The organism is Peristeroidobacter soli, from assembly GCF_004138485.1.
GTDB lineage: Bacteria > Pseudomonadota > Gammaproteobacteria > Steroidobacterales > Steroidobacteraceae > Steroidobacter > Steroidobacter soli.
In genome coordinates this window covers 642,934-664,175 of the sequence record NZ_RYEV01000005.1, presented here as the reverse complement: position 1 = coordinate 664,175, position 21,242 = coordinate 642,934, and the positions used below count along the sequence as shown (strand labels likewise).

The following is a 21,242-nucleotide window of genomic DNA, read 5'->3' as shown; positions in this document are numbered from 1 at the left end:
CCGGCTGTTGCAACGATGATCTGCGTGCGCACCTTCATTCCGAAGGCGTGTCCACGCCGAACTTTCTGGCGGTGGCGTCAAACTTCTTCGTTCGCTTCATCAGCTTGACCGTACTCATTCGGCCATTTGCTGAAATCGTCGCTCCGCTAATGAGCAACCCGACCTGCTCATACGCGGCGCCGTCGCCGATCTGATATCCGCCGCGAACCCTTTTAATTCTGCCGGCCGCGATCAACCGATCCAGCGCGGCAAACTGCGCGTACATCTTAGTGATGCGTTCTCGCCCGCCTTCTCTGACCGTACGAATGAATTCCGGCGTCAGCTCATCCGATGTCATGGCATCCGGTTCCCGCTGTTGTTATGGACCCGATCCCACATAAGTGCGCGGCGATCTTTGCCGAGAGGCGATCCGCAGCCGCAGCCTACACTGTGCCTACATAGAGGTATTTGAGTCTCAGCCGATAATCTTAAGTTATTAATTTGACTTGGTGCCCCCGGCAGGAGTTGAGCGAATGGAGTTTTCGGCTGATTTATAGGCTATAAGGACCATCGAGGGATCGAGATACCCCCGCAGGTACCCCCGCGCTGAAGCTGCAGCCATGAGCGGCTGTCGCCGGTAGTGAGACACTGACGACGGCCTGACCACACCCTCAAAACTGAGGTGCCGTCCATGGCTACGCCCATCGTCCCCCGTCGGGTCCGGGGACGCTTCCGCTTCCCTATCGCGGACGATCTCTTCCTCTCCGCTCGAGTCGATACCGCCTCGTTCCGCGGCGAGCCTCATCCGCTCCACCTGCCTGACCCGGCCGCAGGTGACCGATGAACGCCGCAACCCAGCTCGCCGAGACGCTCGCTACTTCGCAGGTGCTGCGCGCGACGGCGAGGGCTGATCGCGCCGACCAAAGCTCGCTTCACTTCCGGCTCAACCATGCCGCCGATGCATTGGACAGCATGGTGGCGCTGGCCATGCGCTGCTTGGACCGAATCGAGCAATTGGAACAGGAGCTTCGCAAGCTCCGGGCGAAGGGCCCGTGAAGGCTGCCAAGGCCTCGGCGCGGCGAGAACGCGCCCAAGTCCACGCCCCGCACCGTCGCATGCAGACAGCTTTGGCGGTCGCGAAGTGCATCGAGATTGCCGCCGATCATCCTGACGAGCATCAGCAGCTCGATCTCGCGGACGCCGTCGCCGGGCTCAGTACGCTCGTGGAAAGCGCGATTGCCATGCTCGGCCAGTCGGAGAGCAGGACATGACCGCAACTTTGTCCCCACGAATCAGAGCAGAGTCCAAGCGCTACTTCGCGCTGCTCGGCGCGCAAATCACCCAGCTGCGCAAGGCTCGAGGCATGACGCAAGCCGAGCTGGCTCGCGCCATCGGCGTATCTCAGCAAGCCGTCTTCGCGTACGAACTCGGCGAGCGCCGCACTTCCGTACTCGTGCTTGCCAAGATCGCGAAGGTGCTCACCGTTCCGGTAGAGCATCTAATCGGACTAGCCAGGCAGACACCCGCTCACAAAGGCCGGCTGTCACCCAGAGCGATGCGTCACGCTGAGCGGCTTCAGGCACTCAGCAAGACGCAACAGCGATTCGTGATCCGGATCATCGATACGCTCGAGGCCGCGAACAAGAGGACCGGATGATGTGCCAGCCCCGACTAGGCTCGCAAGGTCCATGGGCCCGAGACTCTCCGCGCAGTGGATCGTTAAGAATCCGCGCATCTAGTTCCAACAGCCACGGCACTCGCTGTCGGCACTGGTTCTCGGGCTGTGTCACAATTCGCTGCGCGGCGGCTTCGTCGGTGGCTCCCGGACGACTGCGGCGTTTCAGAGTTCAGTTCGACAATCGGGCGCGAGTCGACCCATTCCTTGATCTCATCCTCTCGCCACGCGCTGGCGCGCTCACTTATGCGTCGTTGACGCGGGAATTGACCAGCGCGAATGTAGCGGTAGATGGTGTCCCGGCCCAATGCGGTGATCTCAATGACCTGCCGCAGCCGTAGTAAACGAGGCGTGTTCATCTTACGCCCTCCCATGATGTGCGAAGAAGCCACGCATTCTTATCGTGACCTAACCGGGATGAATGCATTGTAAAAGCAAAGCTCATCCTCGCCGATCGGCGCGCAAAGAGAATCGTCGGAGACGCATGCATGGTGAAGAATTCCCGGTGAGGATGGTGACCCGCGGGCGATGGGAAGCCGTCTGTCTTGCGACCGTAGTGGACGCATGCGGTCGAGGTAATCAGCTCGCTGATTGGCTGGTCAGCGTGCGACGTCTTCATTGAATCGGACAGAACAGGCGTTCTGACGGATTCACTGCGGGTGCCACCGATGACCAGGAAGTTCTTCGGCGGCCAAGTCTAATACACACCTGATGGTGCCCAGATGGAACGTAAGTCAGAAGGAACAGGACGTCAAGAACTGGGCGAGAAGGCGAACTCAACGAAAAAGTTTCAGCGATTCGCACCGCTGTGGTCACAAGCTATACCGTGACGATCTCGAGCGATAGAAAGACGAAGCGGAATGGGCTGACGTCCCCATCCCATCATTCCCTTCATTCGGCCCTCCTTCGCCCCTCGGTATCACCGTTGTCGCGATGATAAGGCTTATGGCCGAAGTTAGACGTGCAACTGCGGATTCTCGCCAGCGATCCACTGTTGTAGGGATGTCCATTCGCGGGGTGCACGCTGGATGAAGAACCTACCGACTGTAAGGTCAAGGTATGGATACAGACCTAGGTACTCGCGCCCTTCAAACGATTCATTGTCTTCGAGAATCGGCGCAACCGCAATTCTGCCGGTTTTAGCATCCATGTACCCAAGCTCCCAAGGCATCCAGAGTGATTGTGCGGCGGATTGCGACGTAAGATAGATAAGTGATAAACACTGATTCATCCTGTCGCGAAGTGTTCTTGCGGTAGCCTCGTTCACTCGCCCGCGGTCTAGGTGATCATCCTCCATCCAATCGACATAGACCGTATGTCCCGCCTCCTCGATCATTTCCTTGATCAGTAGCACGATGCGAGCATCATCGAAAGAATGAGATAGAAACACGTCGTATTTGGTAGTGTACGAAAAGGCTTTGCCCGCCTCCATCAACCTATACTTCGAGAACTGCTTTTCACCGCCTTCCGACAGACGCGTCGTCTGCCTCAAGTTATATCGCCTCAGAAGGTCGCTCTTCGAAAGGACGGCCAATTCAGAAATCTCCGCACTTCAACGGCGCTTGGCCCGTGCAATAGCATCTGCCACCCAGTACTCAAGGTTGTCTTTGATGTCTGCATAGGCATCCCAAGAGTTAGGGTCGTGACATGTGACCAGGTTCGCCATTGATTGGCCATCTACAGTGAAGTTTGCGAACGGATTTATTCCCTTGGAACAGGTTGTACGGGTTCGAAGGCATTTGAGGTTGTGAATGTAGATACCGACCAGCCCTCGCCCGTCATTCCAGGCCTTCTTGATCTCGTACTTCACCCAAGGACGACTTGCGGTCTCGGAGCCGATGAGCACAACAACGCACCGCTTGTACTTCATGTTATCGTCGATCCACCTTTCGACGCCGCCGGATCGTCTCTTGAGTTGCTCCCACTCATTTGCCGAAACGGGCTCATCGCCCTCGATTACGCCCATGTTCCGGACCTGCTGAACACGAAACACGTCGTTGTCGAAGTGAAAGCTGTAGAAGACTGGTTCTCTTGCCATAGATCTTCCTTGGTTGACTTACATTTTCTGTAGCTCGACGAGAGCGTCGACTGTCGTTGTCAGCTGCTCGGTCAGCGTTCTTGTCGTGTCGCCAAGATGGCGGAACTGCTGTTTGAAAGCAGTGGTTGCAGTTGGATAATACGCCCCAAATGAGGCAAAAACCTTTTCGTAGAGCTGCCGAGCCACATAGCCTGTAAAACCTAGCGGCAACACCCGCGTTCCCTTGGCGCACGCAATCTCGAATTCCTCGATCATTCCGTTCGAGTCGACTACAGATGGCGTCGCGCCACCTTCAAGTTTGTTTCCGAACATGAATACTGCCAAGCCGGCGTAGGCGAGCATGTCGTGGCGGTAGCTGGTCCATAGCATCTTTCCGGTAACTGACTGAGGGAAAGGTCGAATGAGCAACTGATCCGTAAGCGATCGTCGTTGCACCTGATAGATTTGTTGGAGCGCTCCGTCAACGATGGTGCTGCCAACACCGAGCCCGAGGCCAGTCACGATCCTGAAGTCACGGTCGATCAGGGTTTTCCCGAGTGAATGCACAAAGCCGAGCGCATCCCTTTCACTCAGCGCTCCGTATTCGTGCGCGGCGCCAGAAACAAACACCGTCTTGCTCTTGTATCGATTCTCAACCAGCGACAGCACTCGCGTGATGTCCTCGTACGCATCGATCACTACCGCCCGAATGTTGTAGCGACCAAGGTCGCGAATGAAGAGTTCCTGCTTGGCAACGCGATACTCGAGGTCGCCGGGAGCATCTGCCGCCTCAGCACTCTCCTTCTTCACGAAGCAATAATGTTTGCGCTGATTTCTCCCATGGCGCGTATAGAGGCGACCGAGGACATAATCAAGATTCGGGTCGGAGAAGCTGAAACCGACAAACAAAAAGGTCTTCGACAAAAGGTCTCCGGCAAGCGCCGTAAGAAAGTCTCCGTGACTAACTGGATACCTCTCGTAGTCCTCTTTGCAGAGGATCGTCTCGCTGGGATGCGAGTGGTCGCCATGCATCTTGTAAACGATGGCGCCACGCCCATGGAGCGTGTGTGGCAGCTGTTTTGGATCGTGCTTCACGTCCGGGTTCTTTCCGGCAGCGCGCAGCGCCTGTTCGATGCAGGAATCGTAGTTCGTGGTCCAGAATGTCTGTATTGGCAGCCGCGCGAGGATGCGATGGTTCTCTGTGACCCGCGCTTCCTTCTCGGCGAACTTGTTCAAGACCGCTTGCGTGAGGTCATGGCGGTTGCTGTCGTGGTGATTCACGTGATACTGCGCGATGCGTACTAGGTCGTGTTCTCGGTCTACGTCGAGGCCGAGCTCGACCGCAAGGGGACGCAGCAGGCCCTTCCAGTTCACAAAGCCGGCATCGACGGAAAGACCAGCGCCGGCGAATATCGCAGCATTGCGGTCGCGCAATTCGGACGAAAAATCTTCTATAAACGACTCGAGACTGACTATTGCCATGGGGATATCAGCTCTGCTTCCGGGGTGCGCCCGCGATCCAGGTGGCGATGTTGTTGCGACCGTCAGCATTCACCCAGTCGTAGACGGGGACACTGAGCTTGTCAGCAATGGAGATTTCGCCAAAGAAGCCGCCGGGAACTTTGACTTTCTCGAAAGGGTTTGCGCCTCTCAAGAAACTGATTTGGCCGCCCTGGTCTTTGATGTTGTCCAGCCATATCCCAAGCAGGGCATTGCCGCGTTCGTAGCTCTTGCGGATCTCGTATTGCACGTACGGGCGATCTGCGGTCCCGAATCCGATCAGCACTATGGTGGTAGATGTGCCTTCAAGCTGCTCGTCGATCCACCGTTCAACCGAGTTTGCGCCTCTGCGCTTGATTTTCTCGAACTCGGCTGCGTCAATGAAGCTGTTCGTCTCACTCTCTTTCTTGATGAGCTGGGAGAAGCGGACTTGATTAACTCGCCATATATCATCGTAGTGGAAGCTGAAGAACACCCGTCGAGCCATTTCCGTATCTCCCCAAAAGCTCAAACCATTAGTGACAATTTGATTCTTATGCGGTCTCGGCGCCCAGGAATTTCAAGCGATTTAGGATCTCACAGTATTCGACCTACGATTCGCAGCGTGACTGTGCTTTGTCATAATATTCTACCTGTCATTCTAGCTGCCGACCGCCCTGGTGACGTTAGCGAGCCGTTGATGATACACCACCACGCCGTCCATCCCGAACGCGCGTTTGAACGACCTCTTCGATGTCGCTATGACTCGAACAACCGGCAGCGATGAGCGCCCACCTTCCTCCCTCGCGTCGTTACATCTCACTGCAGCTGGTGCTCTGCACGGGCTATGCTATGAGCTGTTGAACGGTCGAAGCTCTCGCCGCAGCCCTACGGAAGTTAGCTATCGAAACCAAGGACGCTGGCGCGTAAGGCAAGACACGCTCGAGCGTGCTTCATGCATCCAATCACATCGATGTTTGATGCGGGTGGTACGAGACTTCCGCTCGTTGGCATCTGCTGAATCGACAATAGCTGAGTTATTCTGGACACGCGCAATTGCGCCTCCATACTGCTGCCTCATTGCCTCCGCGTCTAGTGGCGCCCGACTCGCGCAGCAAGATCTGTAAAGGAAATCGGCGGTCATTCCACCGTCGGAGTCGAGAGCAGCTCGATTCGCCGCCAACCGCCACCGCCGTGAGGCTCGGCAAGATTAAGCGCGCCTTCACACGAGCGCAAGAACACTAGGTTTCGCAGGCCATACTGTTGCCGTCAATATCCAGTGATCTGTCGAAACATTACTTTATCTGTTGATAGAATCGCGCACAGCTTCGAACCTGCTAGTCCAGCGTACTTGCGCGCACCGCGATGCGGCAATATGCAAGTTATGTTTAGACTCTAAGTGCCCACTGAAGCGTGCGATGGGAGTAAAGACTGGATGAAATGGGATCTGTTCATTAGCTACGCGAGCGAGGACCGGATTCCCTTTGTAACCACACTCGCCAATGGATTGAATGCGCAAGGCTATAAGGTTTGGTACGACGAGTTTTCCCTCGTACCGGGAGACAGCCTCCGGCGCTCTATCGATCATGGATTGGCTCGCTCAGCAGCGGGAATCGTGGTTTTGAGCCCGTCCTTTTTTGAAAAGGAATGGCCTCAGATGGAACTTTCCGCGCTTACTGGTCAGGAAGTGGCGAGTGGAAAGCCACTGGTTACAATCTGGCACAACATGGATCGAGATGCAGTAGCGCGTTATTCACCGCTGATCGCTGACAAGATCGCGATACCTTCTGGTCTTGGGATTACTGACGTAATTGAGAAGATCAAGCAGGCCCTACATGCACGGCTTAATCGGGACACGAGCGCGGCGATCGGACAGTTCTCAGAGGGACGCCACCATGTGAGATCGCTTACGTTTCGATCGCTAATGAATTTCCACCAAATTGCAGCGTACTACAGCGCGTACGATCTGAAGATTAAGGAGGAGTTTGAAGCCAGACCCGACAACTGCAACGAGGACGACGATGACGACTCGCACGACGAGGCATTCGAGCGCCGTATGCAGGCTTGGGAGGGAGACGCGAGAAGACGCTTTGGAATACCCCCAGACGCCTATATCGTACCCGACGGCCCGCTCACCAGCGGAGTAGTTACGGATATAGAGCGCAGACTGAAGAAATGGTGCAATGGCACCCTGGGTCAGCACGGAAGTGCAGCCCTATTCTTTGATCTTGATCACTGGCTGGACGCTGACTATCTCTACATTCTGTACTCGATTCCGAACTTCAGCGTAAGTCCTCGCCAAAGGGAGGAGTTGGAGCACGCGATAGCAGCGATCGGTTCCAGCAAGTGTAGTGAGGAAACAATCCCGTGGGAGACACTCCTTGCGAAAGTAGTGGCGTCTGCTCGTTCCCAGTATAAGGGCCGAGTAGTATCGCAGCGGCACGGGCAGCCCAGCGACAACGACCCACCAGGCTCAACAGTGAACGTCACTCCCCAACGGAAACATCGACGTAGCGATCTGGATACTCAGAACGGACACCCCACCGTCAGCTCACTCCCCGAGTGATTCTGACGCCCGAAGAAATCGCGACCGAATCATTCCGAAGAGTTAACGGCACCGATGGACGCTCTCCTTGAGGTAGGGAGCCGTCGCTCCCTGACAAGCTTTCTTCTCTGCCTCTCCAAACTGCACGTTGGTCGCTCCGTTGAGAGCGGCATCGGGCGAAAGCCAGGCCCCTTACTGTTGAGCCGGCCGCTCCGCCCTAGGCAATATGACATCGCGCCAACTAATCGGGACAGTCGGCTGCAAATTCATCTCGAACTCCAAGAGACCAGAAAGCCCAGGATAGTTTTCGACCGCCAACGCCACGATAATCTCACATCCTTTCATATCACCCGCACAGCGATATCGCTCGGCCAGTTCCAAAGCCATAGCAGCCTCGAAGGCACGCGGAAATCTCAGACCGCTTGCAGCTGCGCGCCGACGCCAGTAACTATCTAGAGCCGCTTGATGAACTTCCAACGACCATGGTGCGGTTTGATCGGACAGCGCATGAACAATGAGACTTTCAGGGGACGGCTCGCCAAGTTCGTGCTGAATTAGCGTGCTGATTGCCGGAGGAGTCTCGATCGAGTCCTGCTTCGCCACATGCATGTTAAAAAGCTCATGCAACGCCAGATATGGCAACCTGAGGTGCTTCGGAAGGCTTGGTAGAAACTCGGCGACCGCTGTCAGCACCGGGCGCATATCTGTGAGAACCGCGTTCAGCTCCTTGAGGAGGCAAGACGCTAGTTGTTCTAAGAACCCCTCCAGCTTGTCACGTCCCTGCTGAGTAATATCACCTTCTGTGCTACCGACCCAGTACTGTGGAGCTAGACGCAATCGAACAACGCCGCTTTGCTCTGATCGGTAATTGTACGGTTCATGCTCCAACGAGGGCTGACGCATGACGAATTCGATTATCACGTTGCGCATCAGTCGTGAAAGCCCCTGCAGCGTCAGATGCGTGCTCCGACCTTCAAGCACCGTCTCACCGTAGCCCTGCCCCAATGTCACGAGATCCGGGAGCCGCCGGAGTTGGTGCACGTATTTGGATCGCGACTGGTAGGCAGCTCCAAGCGCCCCAGCAAGCTCCGATTTTGCAAGCTGCGGGCCATCAACAGACACTTGGCGAAAGTAGGCCGGCGAGGTATGCGCCACCGCGAACTCTCGGAAGCGACGCGCCAACGCGACGTGCTCGACCGTGAGCAAGGCTCGTCTAACGCGTTGTGCAATCACCTCGTCTGCACCACACAATGCCTTATCAATCGCTTTTCGCTTGCGCTCATCAAACGAATCCCAGTCACTTTCATGACCATCAAAGTCTTGAGCAAGCGACTCTACGGACGCAACCAGTAACGTGTACGCCAGTTCCAAATCATCAGCGATACGATGCATTCCATTGACATAGGTCCGAAGCGCACGCATGACGCCGAGAAAAGTTCGTCTCGGCAATCCAACGACCTTGGCGATGAAGTCTGCCAGAAACCTTAGCTCACCCGCATTACACCAAAGCTCTCTGTCGAAGAACCTGCGAACGAGCACTTGCGGAGCGACCATTGTCGCCAATCCACGCTGGCCGCTCGTTAGCCTCCTGACCAAATCAACGTCGGGTGCACATATGCAATTCAGCGCAAACGAGACCACCAGCGAATAGTCTTGGAGGTAAGGTTCGACACCGGAAGACACGAGCACGCCCGGCCCCTGCTCTTCAGCTTCTATACGCTCAGTAAATTCATAGACCAAGACATTGGGACGTATCGAATAGCTGGATGACGGCAACAATCGTCCCGCGACGGTATCTACAGCCCCGTCTTGACTGAGAATTGCATTCGTATAGAGCATGCCGCGCAAACGATTCTCTCTGCTTGCAGGCCTGGTAAACAATTTTCCAGTGGCAATCTGAAGCACGCGCCCTCCAATTCAATCGCGGCACATATCCGCGACCGCTGAGACTATCGGACAAGCCGCTTGCCTACTGTTTGTCTTTATTCGCGGCAAACGATTGCAGCTCATGACTACCGGCCCGCCAAGCCCCTAGACGCATCTCTGGCCGCCCCTGTGCAATCCGGTTTGGCATACCTAGCCTGATGCCCCGATCGTCGGTCTCTCCAACAACGCACATCGTTCCACTCAATCCCGGCTCTTGATGAGTTGGTTATAGGTTCGAGCTAGTCATGCCACCAGCGCCGCTCGGGATTCCAGGTTCCGCGCCCGCCCGGCTGACTAGCGATGATCGGGTCGGCAAACGAAACAACGTAATCCAGTACGGCGGAAAACTCGGTTGGTACCGTCGTCTCGAGCCTCTGCTTCCTCAGCCACGCACTCCACCGCGCCTGACCGATTTCCGAGTACCCAATCAGCACGGAAGCCAATGGCGCAAGAGCAACCTTCCGGTACTGCGCCACTCGATCAAGAGAGGCGCGGAAGGTTGCGCCATTCACCGGATGTCGCCTGGCCAATGTATATAGATCTACGAAGTCGCGCCATCGAGTGTTCGCCGTGCCTCTGACAATCGCGGTCGCAACCTTCTCGGCCAGCACCATCTCCAGGGGATATCCGCGCACCCGTAGAGCCCCATCGAGCAGCCGCGGCAGGCTGACGTGCTGCGGCTCTGGCCAGATCGGATCGCCAACGTTCACATCAACATGGAGACGAACCGTGGCGCGCGACAATGTTCCGCCGAGCGTCACACGTATGCCACTGTAATCATCCTCCTCTCTAATCACCTCGGCAGTGGCCTGCGCAGGATCGAACGCAATGCCATCTTCCAGTGAGATGTCAGCAATCTTGCGAACGACCCCCAGTATCTCGGCCTCCGTGTTTCGGAGCGCAGTAGCAGCCAAATCGATGTCTCTTGTTGGACGGCGGGCGTCGAGAGCCGCGAGCAACACCCCACCCTTGAGCACTAGTTTCTGCTCATAGTCGGACCGCGTCAGGCGATCGAGAAAGCACTCAAGCGCGTATAGCTGTATCAATTCGTCGGTCGGTCGCCCGGTTAGCCGCGCTTTGCGCTGGAGATCAAGATATCGCGCACCGGCAACTGACGTGCGATCCACTGGACTCATAAAACGACTTCCAGTGCCGCCCGGACAGCCTTTTCCGCGCCGCGAAAGTGTTTTGCGATCGTCAGAAGCGCAGCGGGCTTGGAACCTTTGCGCGAAATCCAGCGGCGAAGCGCCTCCCACGCGACAACCGACCCTTCACGATGTCGCAGCCGAATGACATCGACGATCGTACGCTCCGGAGAGTAAATGCCGATGGAAAGTTTATCGCCGATGCTGATCTCATCTCGACCGAGTTCGAACATTTCTCGAGCGAAGACGTGAACTTGGATCGTCTCGCGCAGCGCTGGAACGCGGCTACCTCGGGGCAGCGCAATGTCGATGCGTGGCGGAATGATATCCGTCAGCCCGTGGCGAGCCAGCGCAGTGACCAAGCAGAGCGTGCCTTGCGGCGCGCGATGAGCAATCTCCAATAGATCCTGATCGATCTCGGGTGCATCGGCCCAGCGATACAGCCCGCGGGCGACCTGATCGATAAGGCCCTGGGAACGATAGGCGTACAGCCGCTCGGCCGAGATACCGGCAGCCCTGGCCTGCGTGTAGGTGAAGGCCGAAGGTAAGGCCTTTCGACCCGGAATAATTGCTCTGCGATTCATCCGATGAAAGCGTACACAGGATTCCCTATCCTGTCTACGATTTCATCGGCCATGACTCCGGGCAAGAGCCCATAGACTCGGGTGGCAAGGCTCCGGTAAGTAACTGATTCACATGGAGCTGTATCTACGCATTCTCAGGACTAGAACCATCCAATGAAGGCAACCAAGATAAAGACCACCACCACAACCCATCCCCATATAGAAGTTGAGGGCGGCAAGAAGTCGCAATAAGTCTCCGCACAGAACGGACACACCGATCGCTCAACTTGTCCTTGGTAGCTAATGATCCGCGGCACCATCTTCCTTCCACAGTTGCCGCATTTCACGCGGTCATCGCTACGACGGCCATCCTCGCTTCGGGCGACCAACTGAATTGCCGACGCTCGTAGACCCTGACTCGTATCTTGCGATTGAAACTGAACCTGATCTCCGGACGCCGGCAGGTCCGCGCCTCGAACGTCCTGCACAGAGAAGTAGTGATCGCGCGCCTGCTCATCTGTGATGAAGCCGTAACCTTTCTCCCGAGAAAACCATTTTACTTTGCCACGCATAGTCGCCTCGACTGTCAGTGCACTCAGTCGAGCGATAGCATGGATGACCAAATCTGCAAGAGGGTCTGAGCGGCCCCGGCTCCATTGCCGAGACCTTCTTCGCGAATGTTCCTCCTGATCAACCTGCCCCGCCCTGCTCGGCTTTTCCCTCTCCGGTCACACGGGTACCGCCGATATATGCCGACGCAATCGACGCTCGCGAGTGCCCCAACTCGCTGGAAACAATCTCTCGAGCCGCACTATCAGCGGGACCATCATCCTCAGCCAGTGTGCCACCCTGCACAGGCGTCAGATGCCACGTCACTCGCTGATACTGGCGCTGGGCGTACGAGTGTCGAAGGGAATGCGGCGTGACGCCTAACTTGGCCCGCGTCAGGCCAATTCTTCGGGTCACCCGATAGAAGATGGCCTTCCACTTCTTGAGCGAACACCCTCTCGGCACCGTCGACTCCGGCGCTGTGGCAGCGAAGGTCTTTGCAAGCTCGATCAGATGCCACTGTTCGTCCGTCAGTGGCCCGGAGAGCGAGCGTCGGCGGCCGCCCTTTGTTCCCCAGTTCACGCACACGAATCCATCCTGCACTGCTAGATGCGGCCTGAAACACCAGGCCTCTTGGGCCCGTAGACCGAAATACCAACAGAGCGCCAGTTGGACTGCCACACGCGGGTTGAGAGCATCGGCCGCTGCGAAAATCACCTCGAAATCGAGACCAGCACCTTCAATGGACTTATCTCTTGTGGCGACTAGATTGCGCCTCAAGATGCTCGGGTCCGAAAAGAGACTGTCGCGGTCATCCAGCAGTTGCGACTTGCCGAGCTGCCTGAACAACACCGCCAGGTGAGAAAGCTCCGTAGCGATCGTCGCAGGACGCAGCTTTCGCTCCTCCAGATCCTTGCAATATGCCTGGATGTGCTTGCGCTTGAGATGCGTCACGGAATGAATCTCAAACTCCGCGACGACCCAAAAGACGAATTTACGCAGCGTGATGGCGCGATCGCGCCGGGTTTTAGCACCGACTAGTCGCACGCCATTCGCGGACTTCAGTAAGGCCGCTGGAAACTCTTGGCGCACCTGGCGCCAAACTTTATAGCCCAGCCTCATCACTCGTGATCCACGGGTCTTCAGCCTGTCGAAGGAACTCATGACTTTCTCCGCGTTAGAAAATGAAATGGATTGGGGGATCGGCGCTCTCCGTTCGGTGTTACACACCAGGCAGTTACTTGAGGGTTGGGTGCTCGCGCTCAGGCAAGCGCATTCGCTTCCGCGGCTTCGGCCGTCGGGCCGTCCATCGGGAGCGCGATTCAGGAAATTGCAGGTCGTGAGAGCACACCGCGTTGCCGACGCGGCTTCGACCTTGTGCACCAACGTCCTGAGGAGCTACGCCTGGTAGCTGCTACAGGGGCGCCGGATCCTCTGATCCGCTGGGTGCGCGAGCAAATTCCGTAGTGGGCCGAGTGGTTCGACGTCGTGCGTAGGCTTGCATGACGTTAGAGCCAGTGCCGAATGCGACTGGATCAAAACGAGCTGTGGTCGCTCACGCGATCTAAGGGGCGGGCTTAAGATGTGCCAGCTTGACTAGCTGGCTATTTCGTGTGGTCTAGACCGGTTAGTCGGACCAGACATTCCAGGCCGGTTTGGGTAGCGTCGGCTTGCGCTGCTCAGGGCCTTCGCCCTGTCGGATCGATTCACGATCCTTCGATACGGCAATCATTCTGCGCTTGCCAGCGCAATTTTCAATGCTTTCTCCAAGAAAATTTCGTGCGCGGTCGTGCATCGCTGCGACAGGGATGCAACTCTGCGTTGAGTCGCTCAGAATGTTTCTGCAAGAGCGCTGTGATTTATAAGCGTTTGATGGCGGGCACTTTCAAGCAGTTGGTTGTCCACAGTGCAATCACTCTGTCTTGCACGAGGCAATTCCAGACACGCACTTGGCACTCCAATTGATGAAGTCGGCGCGGCTTGTCATGCGCACCCCATCGCCTCCGCGCGCCCGCCCCTGTTCTTGATTGGTCGGACGACGCCGCGCGGGTGAAAGAACGAAACGATGAATGCCCGGCACACGCTTTTGGTCCCGCCTGCGCAGTTTGTCGTGACGTTCAGAAGAAAAGGACGCCATTTCCCATTCGTCGGCCGGAGAAATGGCCGCCATTTCGACGTGATGACCAATGAAATGGTCGCCAATTCGAACTCTCGTTGTGTGAATCGACGCGTTTCTTCGTACAGCCGGCGGGAATCGACGCGTTATGGCCCAGGGCGGTGCCAGAATCGACGCGCTCTAGTAGGGATCGAACAACTACCGATACCGCTCAGTGGCGATTGCTCAAGCACGGTGTGTCGCGATGTGTAGAAGTGGCATCCACTCCTTTCTCGGTAAGCATCTGACGATCACCTCGTTGGCGCGGCACGAGCGCGGATCGGTGGAGGCTTGCCACCGACACGCAGCCCATCAAGATAATCAGCCCACGCCTGCATCATCCTCCGGCGATCCGGCAGCCGTTTCGACTTGTCATAGGCCCGCTTCACATCGTTCCCGACATCGTGCCCAAGCTGCCGTTCAATCAACTCATCCTCCCAGCCCAGCTCACGTAGCAGCGTGGTCGCGGTCGTACGGAAACCGTGCCAGGTCATCTCATCGCCGGAATACCCCATGCGACGCAGAGCGGCAGTAATCGCGTTCTCCGACAGCGGTCGCGTGGAGTTTGTGAGCGATGGGAACACCAATCCGTCGGGACCGGTCAGTGGATGGAGCTCATTGAGGGTCGAAACAACCTGCGACGCGAGCGGCACGACATGCTCACGGCGCGTTTTTGTTCGCGCCGCTGGAATGCGCCATGTTGGGTCGTCGCCGGTCAGATCGAATTCCGACCACTCAGCCGCGCGAAGCTCGCCCGGCCGAACAAACAAGTATGGCGCTAGCTTCATCGCAGCCTCAGTCACGGGCTGCCCGCTGTAGCTGGCAATCGCACGGAGCAACTCGCCAACCCGACGCGGCTCGGTAATCGCCGCGTGGTTCTTCACAGCCAGCGGCGGCAGCTTGTCCCGCGGATCGGCGCTGTCTCGGAATGCGGCGGCAGGATTGATCTGCATTCGCCCGGTGCCAACGGCATACCGAAACACCCGCTCGACACGGTCAATCATGCGGTGAGCGGTTTCGATCTTGTTCCGCTTCTTCAGGCCATTGATAACGGCCGCAATGTCATCTTTCGAAATAGTTTGAATTGCCCGATCGCTGATTGCTCGCAACGGATGTGGCGCATCAGCCTTGTTCTCCTTCGCCCGATACTCAGCCAGGTTCAACAGCCACTGAGTCTTGACGATCGTCGCTCGCGACAGCGCCCTCTGCCCCTGCTCCCTTTGCTCGCGATAATGAGCGAACCACTCCTCGGCCACCGCCGCGAACGTATTCTCCTTGGCAACCTTGTTCGCCTGCTTGTGAGCCTTGCGAAGTGAGCTCGGATCGATCTGCCGATCAAGCAGCTGCCTCGCCTCATCCCGCTTCTCGCGAGCACGCTTCAGCGAGACCTCCGGATAGACGCCGAGCGCCAGCGTCTTCTCGAGCCCACCATGCCGATACTTCAGACGCCAGTACTTTGCGCCCGTGGGCTTCACCAAAACGAACAGGCCAGCACCGTCGAACAGCTTCACTGGCTTGTCCGAAACCTTGACCGCCTTGATGGCTGAATCGGTCAGAGTGTTGATTGCCATGCGTGGGGGTACCAGGAGCGATTTCTGGGCAGGTACCCCCACAGATACCCCCGACGGTGCTATGCTGTCAACGGATGGCTGCAGATCTCAGCAGCGGGAATTTCGGCGGAATTCTAGGGTTTTTCGAGTTCTTTCAGTCGGCCTCGGATGGCTTCGGAGGCAGGACTGGTGCCCCCGGCAGGAGTTGAACCTGCGACCTACCGCTTAGGAGGCGGTCGCTCTATCCACTGAGCTACGGGGGCAGCCGGGCGGCATTCTAGCAGCTCGCGCCGGGATCATGCCGCCGCGGGGTCATTCTTCTTCGCCCCACGCAGGTTCAGGACGAACAGGCCGACCTGCAGGACGATCAGTGCCCAGGCGTCCTCGCTCCAGCCCCAGATGATCCAGAGCACGTTGCTGACGATGAAGGTCCAGAAGCCCCAGCTGCGGCGGGTCTTGGATTGGGAGGCGACCAGCCAGGCGGCGGCCAGGGTGATGACCATCGCGGGCCATTGCAGCAGCGACACTAAATCCATGAAAGCCTCGAAACACAAGGTTGGACAGCGGCACGAAGGCGTTTCTGCAATCGTCCAGAGACGCGACGGGTTCCGGTGCGGGGTGTCGGGAAAGCACGCGCTTTGCTAGATTGCGCGCTTTGTCAGCGCCGGGCCGCCGCCGATCCAATGCTCGTCAGACGCATCCGCAAGTGGTACGAAGCCACGCAATTCCTGCGCGAGCACGCTTGGCTCGGTTATGCCTTTGGCTTGTTGACCAGCATCGGGGCCATGTACGTGCGGGTGCTGCTCAGTGGCATCCTGGAAGGTTTTCCGTTCATCACGTTCTTCGTCGCCATCGTGCTGACCGCGTTTGTGTTCGGTTGGCGGGCCGGGGCGCTGGCCGCGGTGCTCGGTGCGCTCATTTCTGGCCACTTCCTGTTGCCGCAGGACTGGTCGCTGACCGGCGCGGGCATCTCGAACTGGATTGGCATGGGCTTCTACGCCACGCTGGCCGGCGTGATTCTGTTGCAAACGGCGGCCATGCATCGCGGATTTGCCGAATATGCACAGGACGATCGGCAACGTCGCTTGATGAACGACCTGCTCGAGACTCGTGTCGCCGAGCGCACCGCCGAGCTGGAAGCCGCGAATCAGCAGTTGCGCGACGAGGTCGCGTCGCGAGCCGCCGCGGAAGCGCAGATCAGGCAGATGCAAAAGATGGAAGTCGTCGGTCAGCTCACGGGCGGCATCGCGCACGACTTCAACAACATGCTCGCCATCATCGTCGGCTCGCTCGACATGGCGAAAAAATACTTCCCACGCGATCCAGTGAAGGCATCGCGGTCCATCGATCATGCGATGGAAGGCGCCACGCGCGCCGCCGAGCTCACCGCACGACTGCTCGCCTTCTCCCGCCAGCAGCCGCTCGATCCCCGCCCCGTCGACACCAACAAACTGGTGAGCGGCATGTCGGAGTTGCTGACGCGAACGCTCGGCGGCAACGTGCGCATGGAGACGGTGCTTGCCGGCGGCCTGTGGCGAATGTTCGCCGACCCGCCGCAACTCGAGAGTGCGATTCTGAATCTGTGCGTCAACGGTCGCGACGCCATGCCCGACGGCGGCAAGATCACGCTGGAAACGATGAACGCGCATCTCGACGATGCTTACGCCGCGACCCATGCCGAAGTGCGACCGGGTCAGTATGTGGCCATCGCGGTCAGCGATACGGGCACAGGCATGACTGCCGAGGTTATGTCACGAGCCTTCGATCCCTTCTTCACGACCAAGAAGCCCGGTCAGGGCACGGGCCTCGGCCTGTCGCAGGTCTATGGCTTCGCGAAACAGTCCGGCGGGCATGTGAAGATCTATTCAGAGCTCGGCCAGGGCACGACGGTGAAGCTCTACCTGCCCCGCTACACCGGCGAGGACGAGCCGGTTCATTCCACGCAGCCGGCGGATCGCCCGCTGGAAGGCACGGCGGCGGAAGTCATTCTCGTGGTCGAGGACGAGGACCGCGTGCGTCAGATGTCGGTGCAGTTGCTGAGAGATCTCGGCTATACCGTCATCCACGCGAGCGATGCGAAGCGCGCGCTGGCGATGTTGGAAACGGATGTTTCCTTCGATCTGCTGTTCACCGACGTCGTGATGCCCGACATGAACGGCAAGCAGCTCGCCGATCGGGTACGCGAGCTGCGGCCCGGCGTGAAAGTGCTCTACACCACCGGTTATACCCGCAATGCCGTCATCCACAACGGCATGCTCGACCGCGACGTGTCGTTCCTTCCCAAGCCCTTCACCATCCAGCAGCTCGCGACCAAAGTGCGCCAGGTGCTGGAACAGAGGTAATCACGCCGGTCCGGGGGCGATGCGGTCGATCGCGGCCAACTCTTCTTTGCTGAAGCTCAACTGCTCCAGCGCGCCGAGATTCTCACGCACCTGCGCCCCGCTGCTCGCGCCGATGATGGTGGAAGTCATCCGCGGATCGCGCAGTACCCACGCAATCGCGAGCTGAGCGAGTGATTGGCCACGCGCCAAAGCGATCTCATTCAGCGCGGCTGCCTTCTTCACGACCGACTCGGAGACGTGCTCCGGCAATAGAAAACGGGTGCCCCGGCCAACGCGCGAATCGGCGGGAATGCCCTGCAGATAGCGATTCGTCAGCAGCCCCTGCGCGAGCGGCGAGAACGCGATCATGCCGGCGCCGACACTCTCGACCGCCTCGAACAATCCCGCCTCGATCTCCCGGTTGAACATGCTGTACTTCGGCTGATGAATCAGCAGAGGAATCTGCCACCGGCGCAGTAACGCTTCCAACTCCAGCGTCTGCTGTGGCGAATAGGCGGAAATGCCGACGTATAACGCCTTCCCTTGTTGAACCGCTGTCGCCAGCGCCGACGCGGTTTCCTCGAGCGGCGTCTCGGGATCGAAACGATGGGAATAGAAGATATCGACGTACTCGAGCCCCATGCGCCGCAGGCTCTGATCGAGACTGGCGAGCACATATTTGCGCGAGCCACCGCCCTGCCCGTACGGGCCCGGCCACATGTCCCAGCCCGCCTTGGTGGAAATGATCAGCTCATCACGATGCGCCTGAAAATCTTCCTTGAGGAGGCGGCCGAAATTGATCTCGGCACTGCCATACGGCGTGCCGTAGTTGTTGGCGAGATCGAAGTGAGTGATCCCGAGATCGAATGCCGTGCGCAGGATTTCGCGTTGACGTTCGAGCGGCGTGTTGTCGCCGAAGTTGTGCCACAGCCCCAGTGACAGGGGCGGCAGCTTCAGACCGCTGCGGCCGACCGGGCGATAGGCGAATCGTTCATATCGGTCGCCGGCGGCGACGTAGCGAGTGGCGGGCGCTGTCATGCCCGGATCGTAGCAAACGGCCCTTGGTTGGAGTACCCAAGGGCCGTGTCTCAGCCGCTCGGGTCAGCTCAGAACGAGACCAGGAACGCGACCCGAACCCGGTCCAGCCAGTCGCCGATGGCATTGCTGCCCGCGTCCAGGGCGTTGTCCGGCTTGTAGTGATACCAGTAAGCCGTGAGCAGCGTCTTCGGCATGGGCACGTAATCGACAGTCAGCGCGTGCAACTTGTAGTTGGTGCCGATGCCGATGTTGTCGTGTGAGAACGCGCCGAGCACCGAATCCGTTTCGGCGACCGAGTAGCCGTACGTCACGCGCCAGTCGTGCTGCTGAGTGACCCGACCGATGCCCAGATCCGCGCCGAAGCCGGTGTCTTCCGAAGTTTCGGCACCGAAGTTCTTCACGTAGTCGCCGACGAAACGCACCGGCCAACGCGAGCCCAGACCCGACCAGGTCGCACCGACGATCAGATCGCCGAGATTGAAGTCGGACAGATAGCGGCCATCGGGGCGGCGCAGGTTGTTACGGAAGTCGCCGGCATCGGCGCCCGCCACGCTACCCAAGGTGTAGTCGTAGTAGGCCGCGGACACGTCGAACTTGAAGTCGCCGAGCTGGGCGGTGTCGTAACCGACCTGTCCGCCGACCATCGTGCTGTCGGCCGCGACGGCGTTTTCATCGATGACGAAGAACAAGCCGCTCGCGCGCAGCGCCGAGCCGTTGCCGAGCTTGTGCTTGTAGACGCCGCTCAAGCCTTGCGGATTCACGTCGCCGTCCCACACCAGATCGGTGCGAGCGAACGGCTGCGGAATCTTACCGCCGTAGATATTCAGATCGCCGAAGTTGACCTGCGCGTACGCCAGATCCAGGCTGACCTGAAAATCGTCGTCCCAGTTCGACAGCTGCACGTCGGTGCTGTTCGGGTCGTCCGGATCGCCGGTCGCGAGGCGAGCGCCGATGGTGACGCGATCGTTCACGGCATAGGTCGCGCCGATGCGGCCACGAACCTGACCGCTGCGACGGGCGCGGGCATCGTCATCGGAATAATCGCCCTGGAAGCGCAGACGCAGATCGCCAGTGACATTCAACTTCGAAGCGGCATCGGCGCTCGCGACCTGCGGAGCCGACGGAGCAACGGCCGGTGCAGGGCTTGCAACGCCCGCGCTGGATTCCAGCGCGCGAATCTTCGCTTCGGTCTGACGCTGCATCTCGGCGATGCGCGCCTGCTCCGCTCGCAGGGCTTCGATCTGAGCACGAAGCGCGGCGGCATCGGCGCTGTTCGCCGTCTGAGCGAACGCGCTGGGGCTCAGCGCGGCCAGCAAGATTGAAACGGCGAGAAGGGTCCTTGTTCTCCCCCCGGGCTGCATCGACGAAACGTCTGCGCTTGGGTTGTGCGAACTCATTAAATCTCCACGGTTGAAATCGAGCGCGCTCTACGGCGCGACCGTGGAGGATGATGCCCAAGCCGTACTGACGTTAACCTGACGCCTTTGTCAGCAAACGACAGGTACGCTCAACTGCCGAGATCGAACATCCCTTCGACCGCGGCCTTGGTGAAAACACGGAACGCGATCATGGTCTCGGTCAATTGCACGCCGGGCAGCTTGCGCATCTTGTCGCTCACCACCTCGGCCAGCTGCTCGTTTTCCTTGACGCGCACGATGGCGACCAGATCGTATTGACCCGCCACCGAGAACACTTCGGCGACCCCTTTGAGCTCCACCAGCTGTTGCGCGAGCTCGTTGACACTGGAAGTTTCGGCCTTGATGAGGACCACCGCGCTGACGCCGCCGACCATATTCGTTCTCCTCAAAACTCTGTCACGTTGACTGTAGCAGCTCACCGCAGGCAGGCCATGACCGAGCCGCGATGCTTGATGGTCTTCATGCAGACCGTCGTTTCCAATCGTTGCACGCCGGGCAGACGCGAAATCTGTGAACGCAGCAAATCGTCCAGCTCACCGATGCCACGCACCAGCACGTGGAGCAGATAGTCCGCCTGCCCCGCCGTCGTGAAGCACTCGAGCACCGACGGGTGGCGATTCACCGCCGCCTCGAAGTCGGTGTGTCGCGCCGAGTTGATGGTCACCTGCACGAACGCATGTAGATCCAGCCCGACCGCCGCCGCATCGATCTCCGCCCGATAACGCCGGATCACGCCCTGGCGCTCCAGTTCCCGCACCCGGGACCAGCAGGGACTCTTCGACAAGCCGACCTTCTCGCCCAGCTCGGCGTACGAGAGTCGTCCGTCGTCTTCGAGCAATTTCAGGATAGTGGTCTCGGTCTTGTCCAGCATCGGGACATTGT

At 58.5% G+C, this 21,242-nt stretch carries 22 protein-coding genes and 1 tRNA gene; 5 read left to right on the top strand and 18 right to left on the bottom strand.

Features of this window, described 5'->3' with window-relative positions; translation table 11 throughout:
- Nucleotides 1-34: 34 nt before the first annotated feature.
- A complete protein-coding gene (locus EKO19_RS24405) occupies nucleotides 35-337 on the bottom strand; it encodes a hypothetical protein (protein WP_129779454.1) in 303 nt (100 codons plus the stop codon).
- A gap of 482 nt (nucleotides 338-819) precedes the next feature.
- Between EKO19_RS24405 and EKO19_RS24400 the strand changes: the two genes are divergently transcribed.
- The 3 genes from EKO19_RS24400 to EKO19_RS24390 are packed head-to-tail and all read left to right on the top strand — an operon-like array spanning nucleotide 820 to nucleotide 1,636.
- Nucleotides 820-1,035 (top strand): hypothetical protein, encoded by a 216-nt coding sequence (locus tag EKO19_RS24400; protein WP_129779452.1) that lies wholly within the window; start codon nucleotides 820-822, stop codon nucleotides 1,033-1,035.
- On the top strand, nucleotides 1,032-1,250 hold the full coding sequence (locus EKO19_RS24395; RefSeq protein ID WP_129779450.1) for a hypothetical protein: 219 nt from the start codon (nucleotides 1,032-1,034) through the stop codon (nucleotides 1,248-1,250). The genes EKO19_RS24400 and EKO19_RS24395 overlap by 4 nt, the downstream gene beginning before the upstream one ends.
- Entirely contained in the window at nucleotides 1,247-1,636 is a 390-nt protein-coding gene (locus tag EKO19_RS24390; RefSeq protein ID WP_129779448.1) for a helix-turn-helix transcriptional regulator, read from the top strand. Before EKO19_RS24395 ends, EKO19_RS24390 begins: the two co-directional genes overlap by 4 nt.
- A gap of 62 nt (nucleotides 1,637-1,698) precedes the next feature.
- On the opposite strand, the gene EKO19_RS40000 is transcribed toward EKO19_RS24390, so the two are convergent.
- The 5 genes from EKO19_RS40000 to EKO19_RS24365 all read right to left on the bottom strand — a co-directional run bounded on the left by EKO19_RS40000 (nucleotide 1,699) and on the right by EKO19_RS24365 (nucleotide 5,658).
- Nucleotides 1,699-2,013 carry a helix-turn-helix transcriptional regulator gene (locus tag EKO19_RS40000; RefSeq protein ID WP_217705549.1) on the bottom strand — a complete coding sequence of 105 codons (315 nt, stop codon included), beginning with the start codon at nucleotides 2,011-2,013 and terminating at the stop codon, nucleotides 1,699-1,701.
- 596 nt (nucleotides 2,014-2,609) lie between these two features.
- Nucleotides 2,610-3,146 (bottom strand): toll/interleukin-1 receptor domain-containing protein, encoded by a 537-nt coding sequence (locus EKO19_RS24380; RefSeq protein ID WP_129779446.1) that lies wholly within the window; start codon nucleotides 3,144-3,146, stop codon nucleotides 2,610-2,612.
- A 60-nt stretch (nucleotides 3,147-3,206) separates the two neighbouring features.
- A complete protein-coding gene (locus EKO19_RS24375; protein WP_129779444.1) occupies nucleotides 3,207-3,692 on the bottom strand; it encodes a TIR domain-containing protein in 486 nt (161 codons plus the stop codon).
- An 18-nt stretch (nucleotides 3,693-3,710) separates the two neighbouring features.
- Complete coding sequence (locus tag EKO19_RS24370) at nucleotides 3,711-5,153, bottom strand: SIR2 family protein (RefSeq protein WP_129779442.1); 1,443 nt, start codon at nucleotides 5,151-5,153, stop codon at nucleotides 3,711-3,713.
- 7 nt (nucleotides 5,154-5,160) lie between these two features.
- Complete coding sequence (locus EKO19_RS24365) at nucleotides 5,161-5,658, bottom strand: TIR domain-containing protein (protein WP_129779440.1); 498 nt, start codon at nucleotides 5,656-5,658, stop codon at nucleotides 5,161-5,163.
- Between the two features lie 927 nt (nucleotides 5,659-6,585).
- Here EKO19_RS24365 and EKO19_RS24360 point away from each other — a divergent pair.
- Nucleotides 6,586-7,716 carry a toll/interleukin-1 receptor domain-containing protein gene (locus EKO19_RS24360; protein WP_129779438.1) on the top strand — a complete coding sequence of 377 codons (1,131 nt, stop codon included), beginning with the start codon at nucleotides 6,586-6,588 and terminating at the stop codon, nucleotides 7,714-7,716.
- 171 nt (nucleotides 7,717-7,887) lie between these two features.
- Here EKO19_RS24360 and EKO19_RS24355 read toward each other — a convergent pair whose 3' ends face one another.
- The 8 genes from EKO19_RS24355 to EKO19_RS24320 all read right to left on the bottom strand — a co-directional run bounded on the left by EKO19_RS24355 (nucleotide 7,888) and on the right by EKO19_RS24320 (nucleotide 16,119).
- The gene (locus EKO19_RS24355; protein WP_129779436.1) at nucleotides 7,888-9,600 is read right to left on the bottom strand and encodes a hypothetical protein; all 1,713 of its coding nucleotides are present in this window, start codon (nucleotides 9,598-9,600) and stop codon (nucleotides 7,888-7,890) included.
- A 260-nt stretch (nucleotides 9,601-9,860) separates the two neighbouring features.
- Nucleotides 9,861-10,757 (bottom strand): nucleotidyl transferase AbiEii/AbiGii toxin family protein, encoded by an 897-nt coding sequence (locus EKO19_RS24350; RefSeq protein ID WP_129779434.1) that lies wholly within the window; start codon nucleotides 10,755-10,757, stop codon nucleotides 9,861-9,863.
- A complete protein-coding gene (locus EKO19_RS24345) occupies nucleotides 10,754-11,350 on the bottom strand; it encodes a type IV toxin-antitoxin system AbiEi family antitoxin domain-containing protein (RefSeq protein ID WP_129779432.1) in 597 nt (198 codons plus the stop codon). The genes EKO19_RS24350 and EKO19_RS24345 overlap by 4 nt, the downstream gene beginning before the upstream one ends.
- A 140-nt stretch (nucleotides 11,351-11,490) precedes the next feature.
- A complete protein-coding gene (locus tag EKO19_RS24340) occupies nucleotides 11,491-11,901 on the bottom strand; it encodes a cold shock domain-containing protein (protein ID WP_129779430.1) in 411 nt (136 codons plus the stop codon).
- A 118-nt stretch (nucleotides 11,902-12,019) separates the two neighbouring features.
- Entirely contained in the window at nucleotides 12,020-13,042 is a 1,023-nt protein-coding gene (locus EKO19_RS24335; protein ID WP_129779428.1) for a tyrosine-type recombinase/integrase, read from the bottom strand.
- A 1,242-nt stretch (nucleotides 13,043-14,284) separates the two neighbouring features.
- Nucleotides 14,285-15,604 carry a tyrosine-type recombinase/integrase gene (locus EKO19_RS24330; RefSeq protein ID WP_129779426.1) on the bottom strand — a complete coding sequence of 440 codons (1,320 nt, stop codon included), beginning with the start codon at nucleotides 15,602-15,604 and terminating at the stop codon, nucleotides 14,285-14,287.
- A 166-nt stretch (nucleotides 15,605-15,770) separates the two neighbouring features.
- Nucleotides 15,771-15,846 (bottom strand) — tRNA-Arg (locus tag EKO19_RS24325).
- 33 nt (nucleotides 15,847-15,879) lie between these two features.
- Nucleotides 15,880-16,119, bottom strand: a complete 240-nt coding sequence (locus EKO19_RS24320) for a hypothetical protein (RefSeq protein ID WP_129779424.1) — start codon at nucleotides 16,117-16,119, stop codon at nucleotides 15,880-15,882.
- A gap of 147 nt (nucleotides 16,120-16,266) precedes the next feature.
- Between EKO19_RS24320 and EKO19_RS24315 the strand changes: the two genes are divergently transcribed.
- Nucleotides 16,267-17,925 carry a response regulator gene (locus EKO19_RS24315; protein ID WP_129779422.1) on the top strand — a complete coding sequence of 553 codons (1,659 nt, stop codon included), beginning with the start codon at nucleotides 16,267-16,269 and terminating at the stop codon, nucleotides 17,923-17,925.
- On the opposite strand, the gene mgrA is transcribed toward EKO19_RS24315, so the two are convergent.
- The 4 genes from mgrA to EKO19_RS24295 all read right to left on the bottom strand — a co-directional run bounded on the left by mgrA (nucleotide 17,926) and on the right by EKO19_RS24295 (nucleotide 21,231).
- A complete protein-coding gene (mgrA, locus tag EKO19_RS24310) occupies nucleotides 17,926-18,942 on the bottom strand; it encodes an L-glyceraldehyde 3-phosphate reductase (protein ID WP_129779420.1) in 1,017 nt (338 codons plus the stop codon). It lies immediately after the preceding gene.
- Between the two features lie 68 nt (nucleotides 18,943-19,010).
- Nucleotides 19,011-20,258: a putative porin gene (locus EKO19_RS24305; RefSeq protein ID WP_175597168.1), complete on the bottom strand. Its 1,248-nt coding sequence runs from the start codon at nucleotides 20,256-20,258 to the stop codon at nucleotides 19,011-19,013.
- A 191-nt stretch (nucleotides 20,259-20,449) separates the two neighbouring features.
- Nucleotides 20,450-20,734 carry an Lrp/AsnC family transcriptional regulator gene (locus tag EKO19_RS24300; RefSeq protein WP_129779416.1) on the bottom strand — a complete coding sequence of 95 codons (285 nt, stop codon included), beginning with the start codon at nucleotides 20,732-20,734 and terminating at the stop codon, nucleotides 20,450-20,452.
- Nucleotides 20,735-20,775: 41 nt separating this feature from the next.
- Nucleotides 20,776-21,231, bottom strand: a complete 456-nt coding sequence (locus EKO19_RS24295) for an Lrp/AsnC family transcriptional regulator (RefSeq protein WP_217705548.1) — start codon at nucleotides 21,229-21,231, stop codon at nucleotides 20,776-20,778.
- Between the last annotated feature and the right edge of the window lie 11 nt (nucleotides 21,232-21,242).

What these genes read in the sequence shown, in the direction of transcription:
- EKO19_RS24405 (WP_129779454.1), bottom strand. Translation starts at nt 337, where the DNA reads ATGACATCGGATGAGCTGACGCCGGAATTCATTCGTACGGTCAGAGAA.
- EKO19_RS24400 (WP_129779452.1), top strand. Translation starts at nt 820, where the DNA reads ATGAACGCCGCAACCCAGCTCGCCGAGACGCTCGCTACTTCGCAGGTG.
- EKO19_RS24390 (WP_129779448.1), top strand. Translation starts at nt 1,247, where the DNA reads ATGACCGCAACTTTGTCCCCACGAATCAGAGCAGAGTCCAAGCGCTAC.
- EKO19_RS40000 (WP_217705549.1), bottom strand. Translation starts at nt 2,013, where the DNA reads ATGAACACGCCTCGTTTACTACGGCTGCGGCAGGTCATTGAGATCACC.
- EKO19_RS24375 (WP_129779444.1), bottom strand. Translation starts at nt 3,692, where the DNA reads ATGGCAAGAGAACCAGTCTTCTACAGCTTTCACTTCGACAACGACGTG.
- EKO19_RS24370 (WP_129779442.1), bottom strand. Translation starts at nt 5,153, where the DNA reads ATGGCAATAGTCAGTCTCGAGTCGTTTATAGAAGATTTTTCGTCCGAA.
- EKO19_RS24365 (WP_129779440.1), bottom strand. Translation starts at nt 5,658, where the DNA reads ATGGCTCGACGGGTGTTCTTCAGCTTCCACTACGATGATATATGGCGA.
- EKO19_RS24360 (WP_129779438.1), top strand. Translation starts at nt 6,586, where the DNA reads ATGAAATGGGATCTGTTCATTAGCTACGCGAGCGAGGACCGGATTCCC.
- EKO19_RS24350 (WP_129779434.1), bottom strand. Translation starts at nt 10,757, where the DNA reads ATGAGTCCAGTGGATCGCACGTCAGTTGCCGGTGCGCGATATCTTGAT.
- EKO19_RS24345 (WP_129779432.1), bottom strand. Translation starts at nt 11,350, where the DNA reads ATGAATCGCAGAGCAATTATTCCGGGTCGAAAGGCCTTACCTTCGGCC.
- EKO19_RS24340 (WP_129779430.1), bottom strand. Translation starts at nt 11,901, where the DNA reads ATGCGTGGCAAAGTAAAATGGTTTTCTCGGGAGAAAGGTTACGGCTTC.
- EKO19_RS24335 (WP_129779428.1), bottom strand. Translation starts at nt 13,042, where the DNA reads ATGAGTTCCTTCGACAGGCTGAAGACCCGTGGATCACGAGTGATGAGG.
- EKO19_RS24330 (WP_129779426.1), bottom strand. Translation starts at nt 15,604, where the DNA reads ATGGCAATCAACACTCTGACCGATTCAGCCATCAAGGCGGTCAAGGTT.
- EKO19_RS24320 (WP_129779424.1), bottom strand. Translation starts at nt 16,119, where the DNA reads ATGGATTTAGTGTCGCTGCTGCAATGGCCCGCGATGGTCATCACCCTG.
- EKO19_RS24315 (WP_129779422.1), top strand. Translation starts at nt 16,267, where the DNA reads ATGCTCGTCAGACGCATCCGCAAGTGGTACGAAGCCACGCAATTCCTG.
- mgrA (WP_129779420.1), bottom strand. Translation starts at nt 18,942, where the DNA reads ATGACAGCGCCCGCCACTCGCTACGTCGCCGCCGGCGACCGATATGAA.
- EKO19_RS24300 (WP_129779416.1), bottom strand. Translation starts at nt 20,734, where the DNA reads ATGGTCGGCGGCGTCAGCGCGGTGGTCCTCATCAAGGCCGAAACTTCC.
- EKO19_RS24295 (WP_217705548.1), bottom strand. Translation starts at nt 21,231, where the DNA reads ATGCTGGACAAGACCGAGACCACTATCCTGAAATTGCTCGAAGACGAC.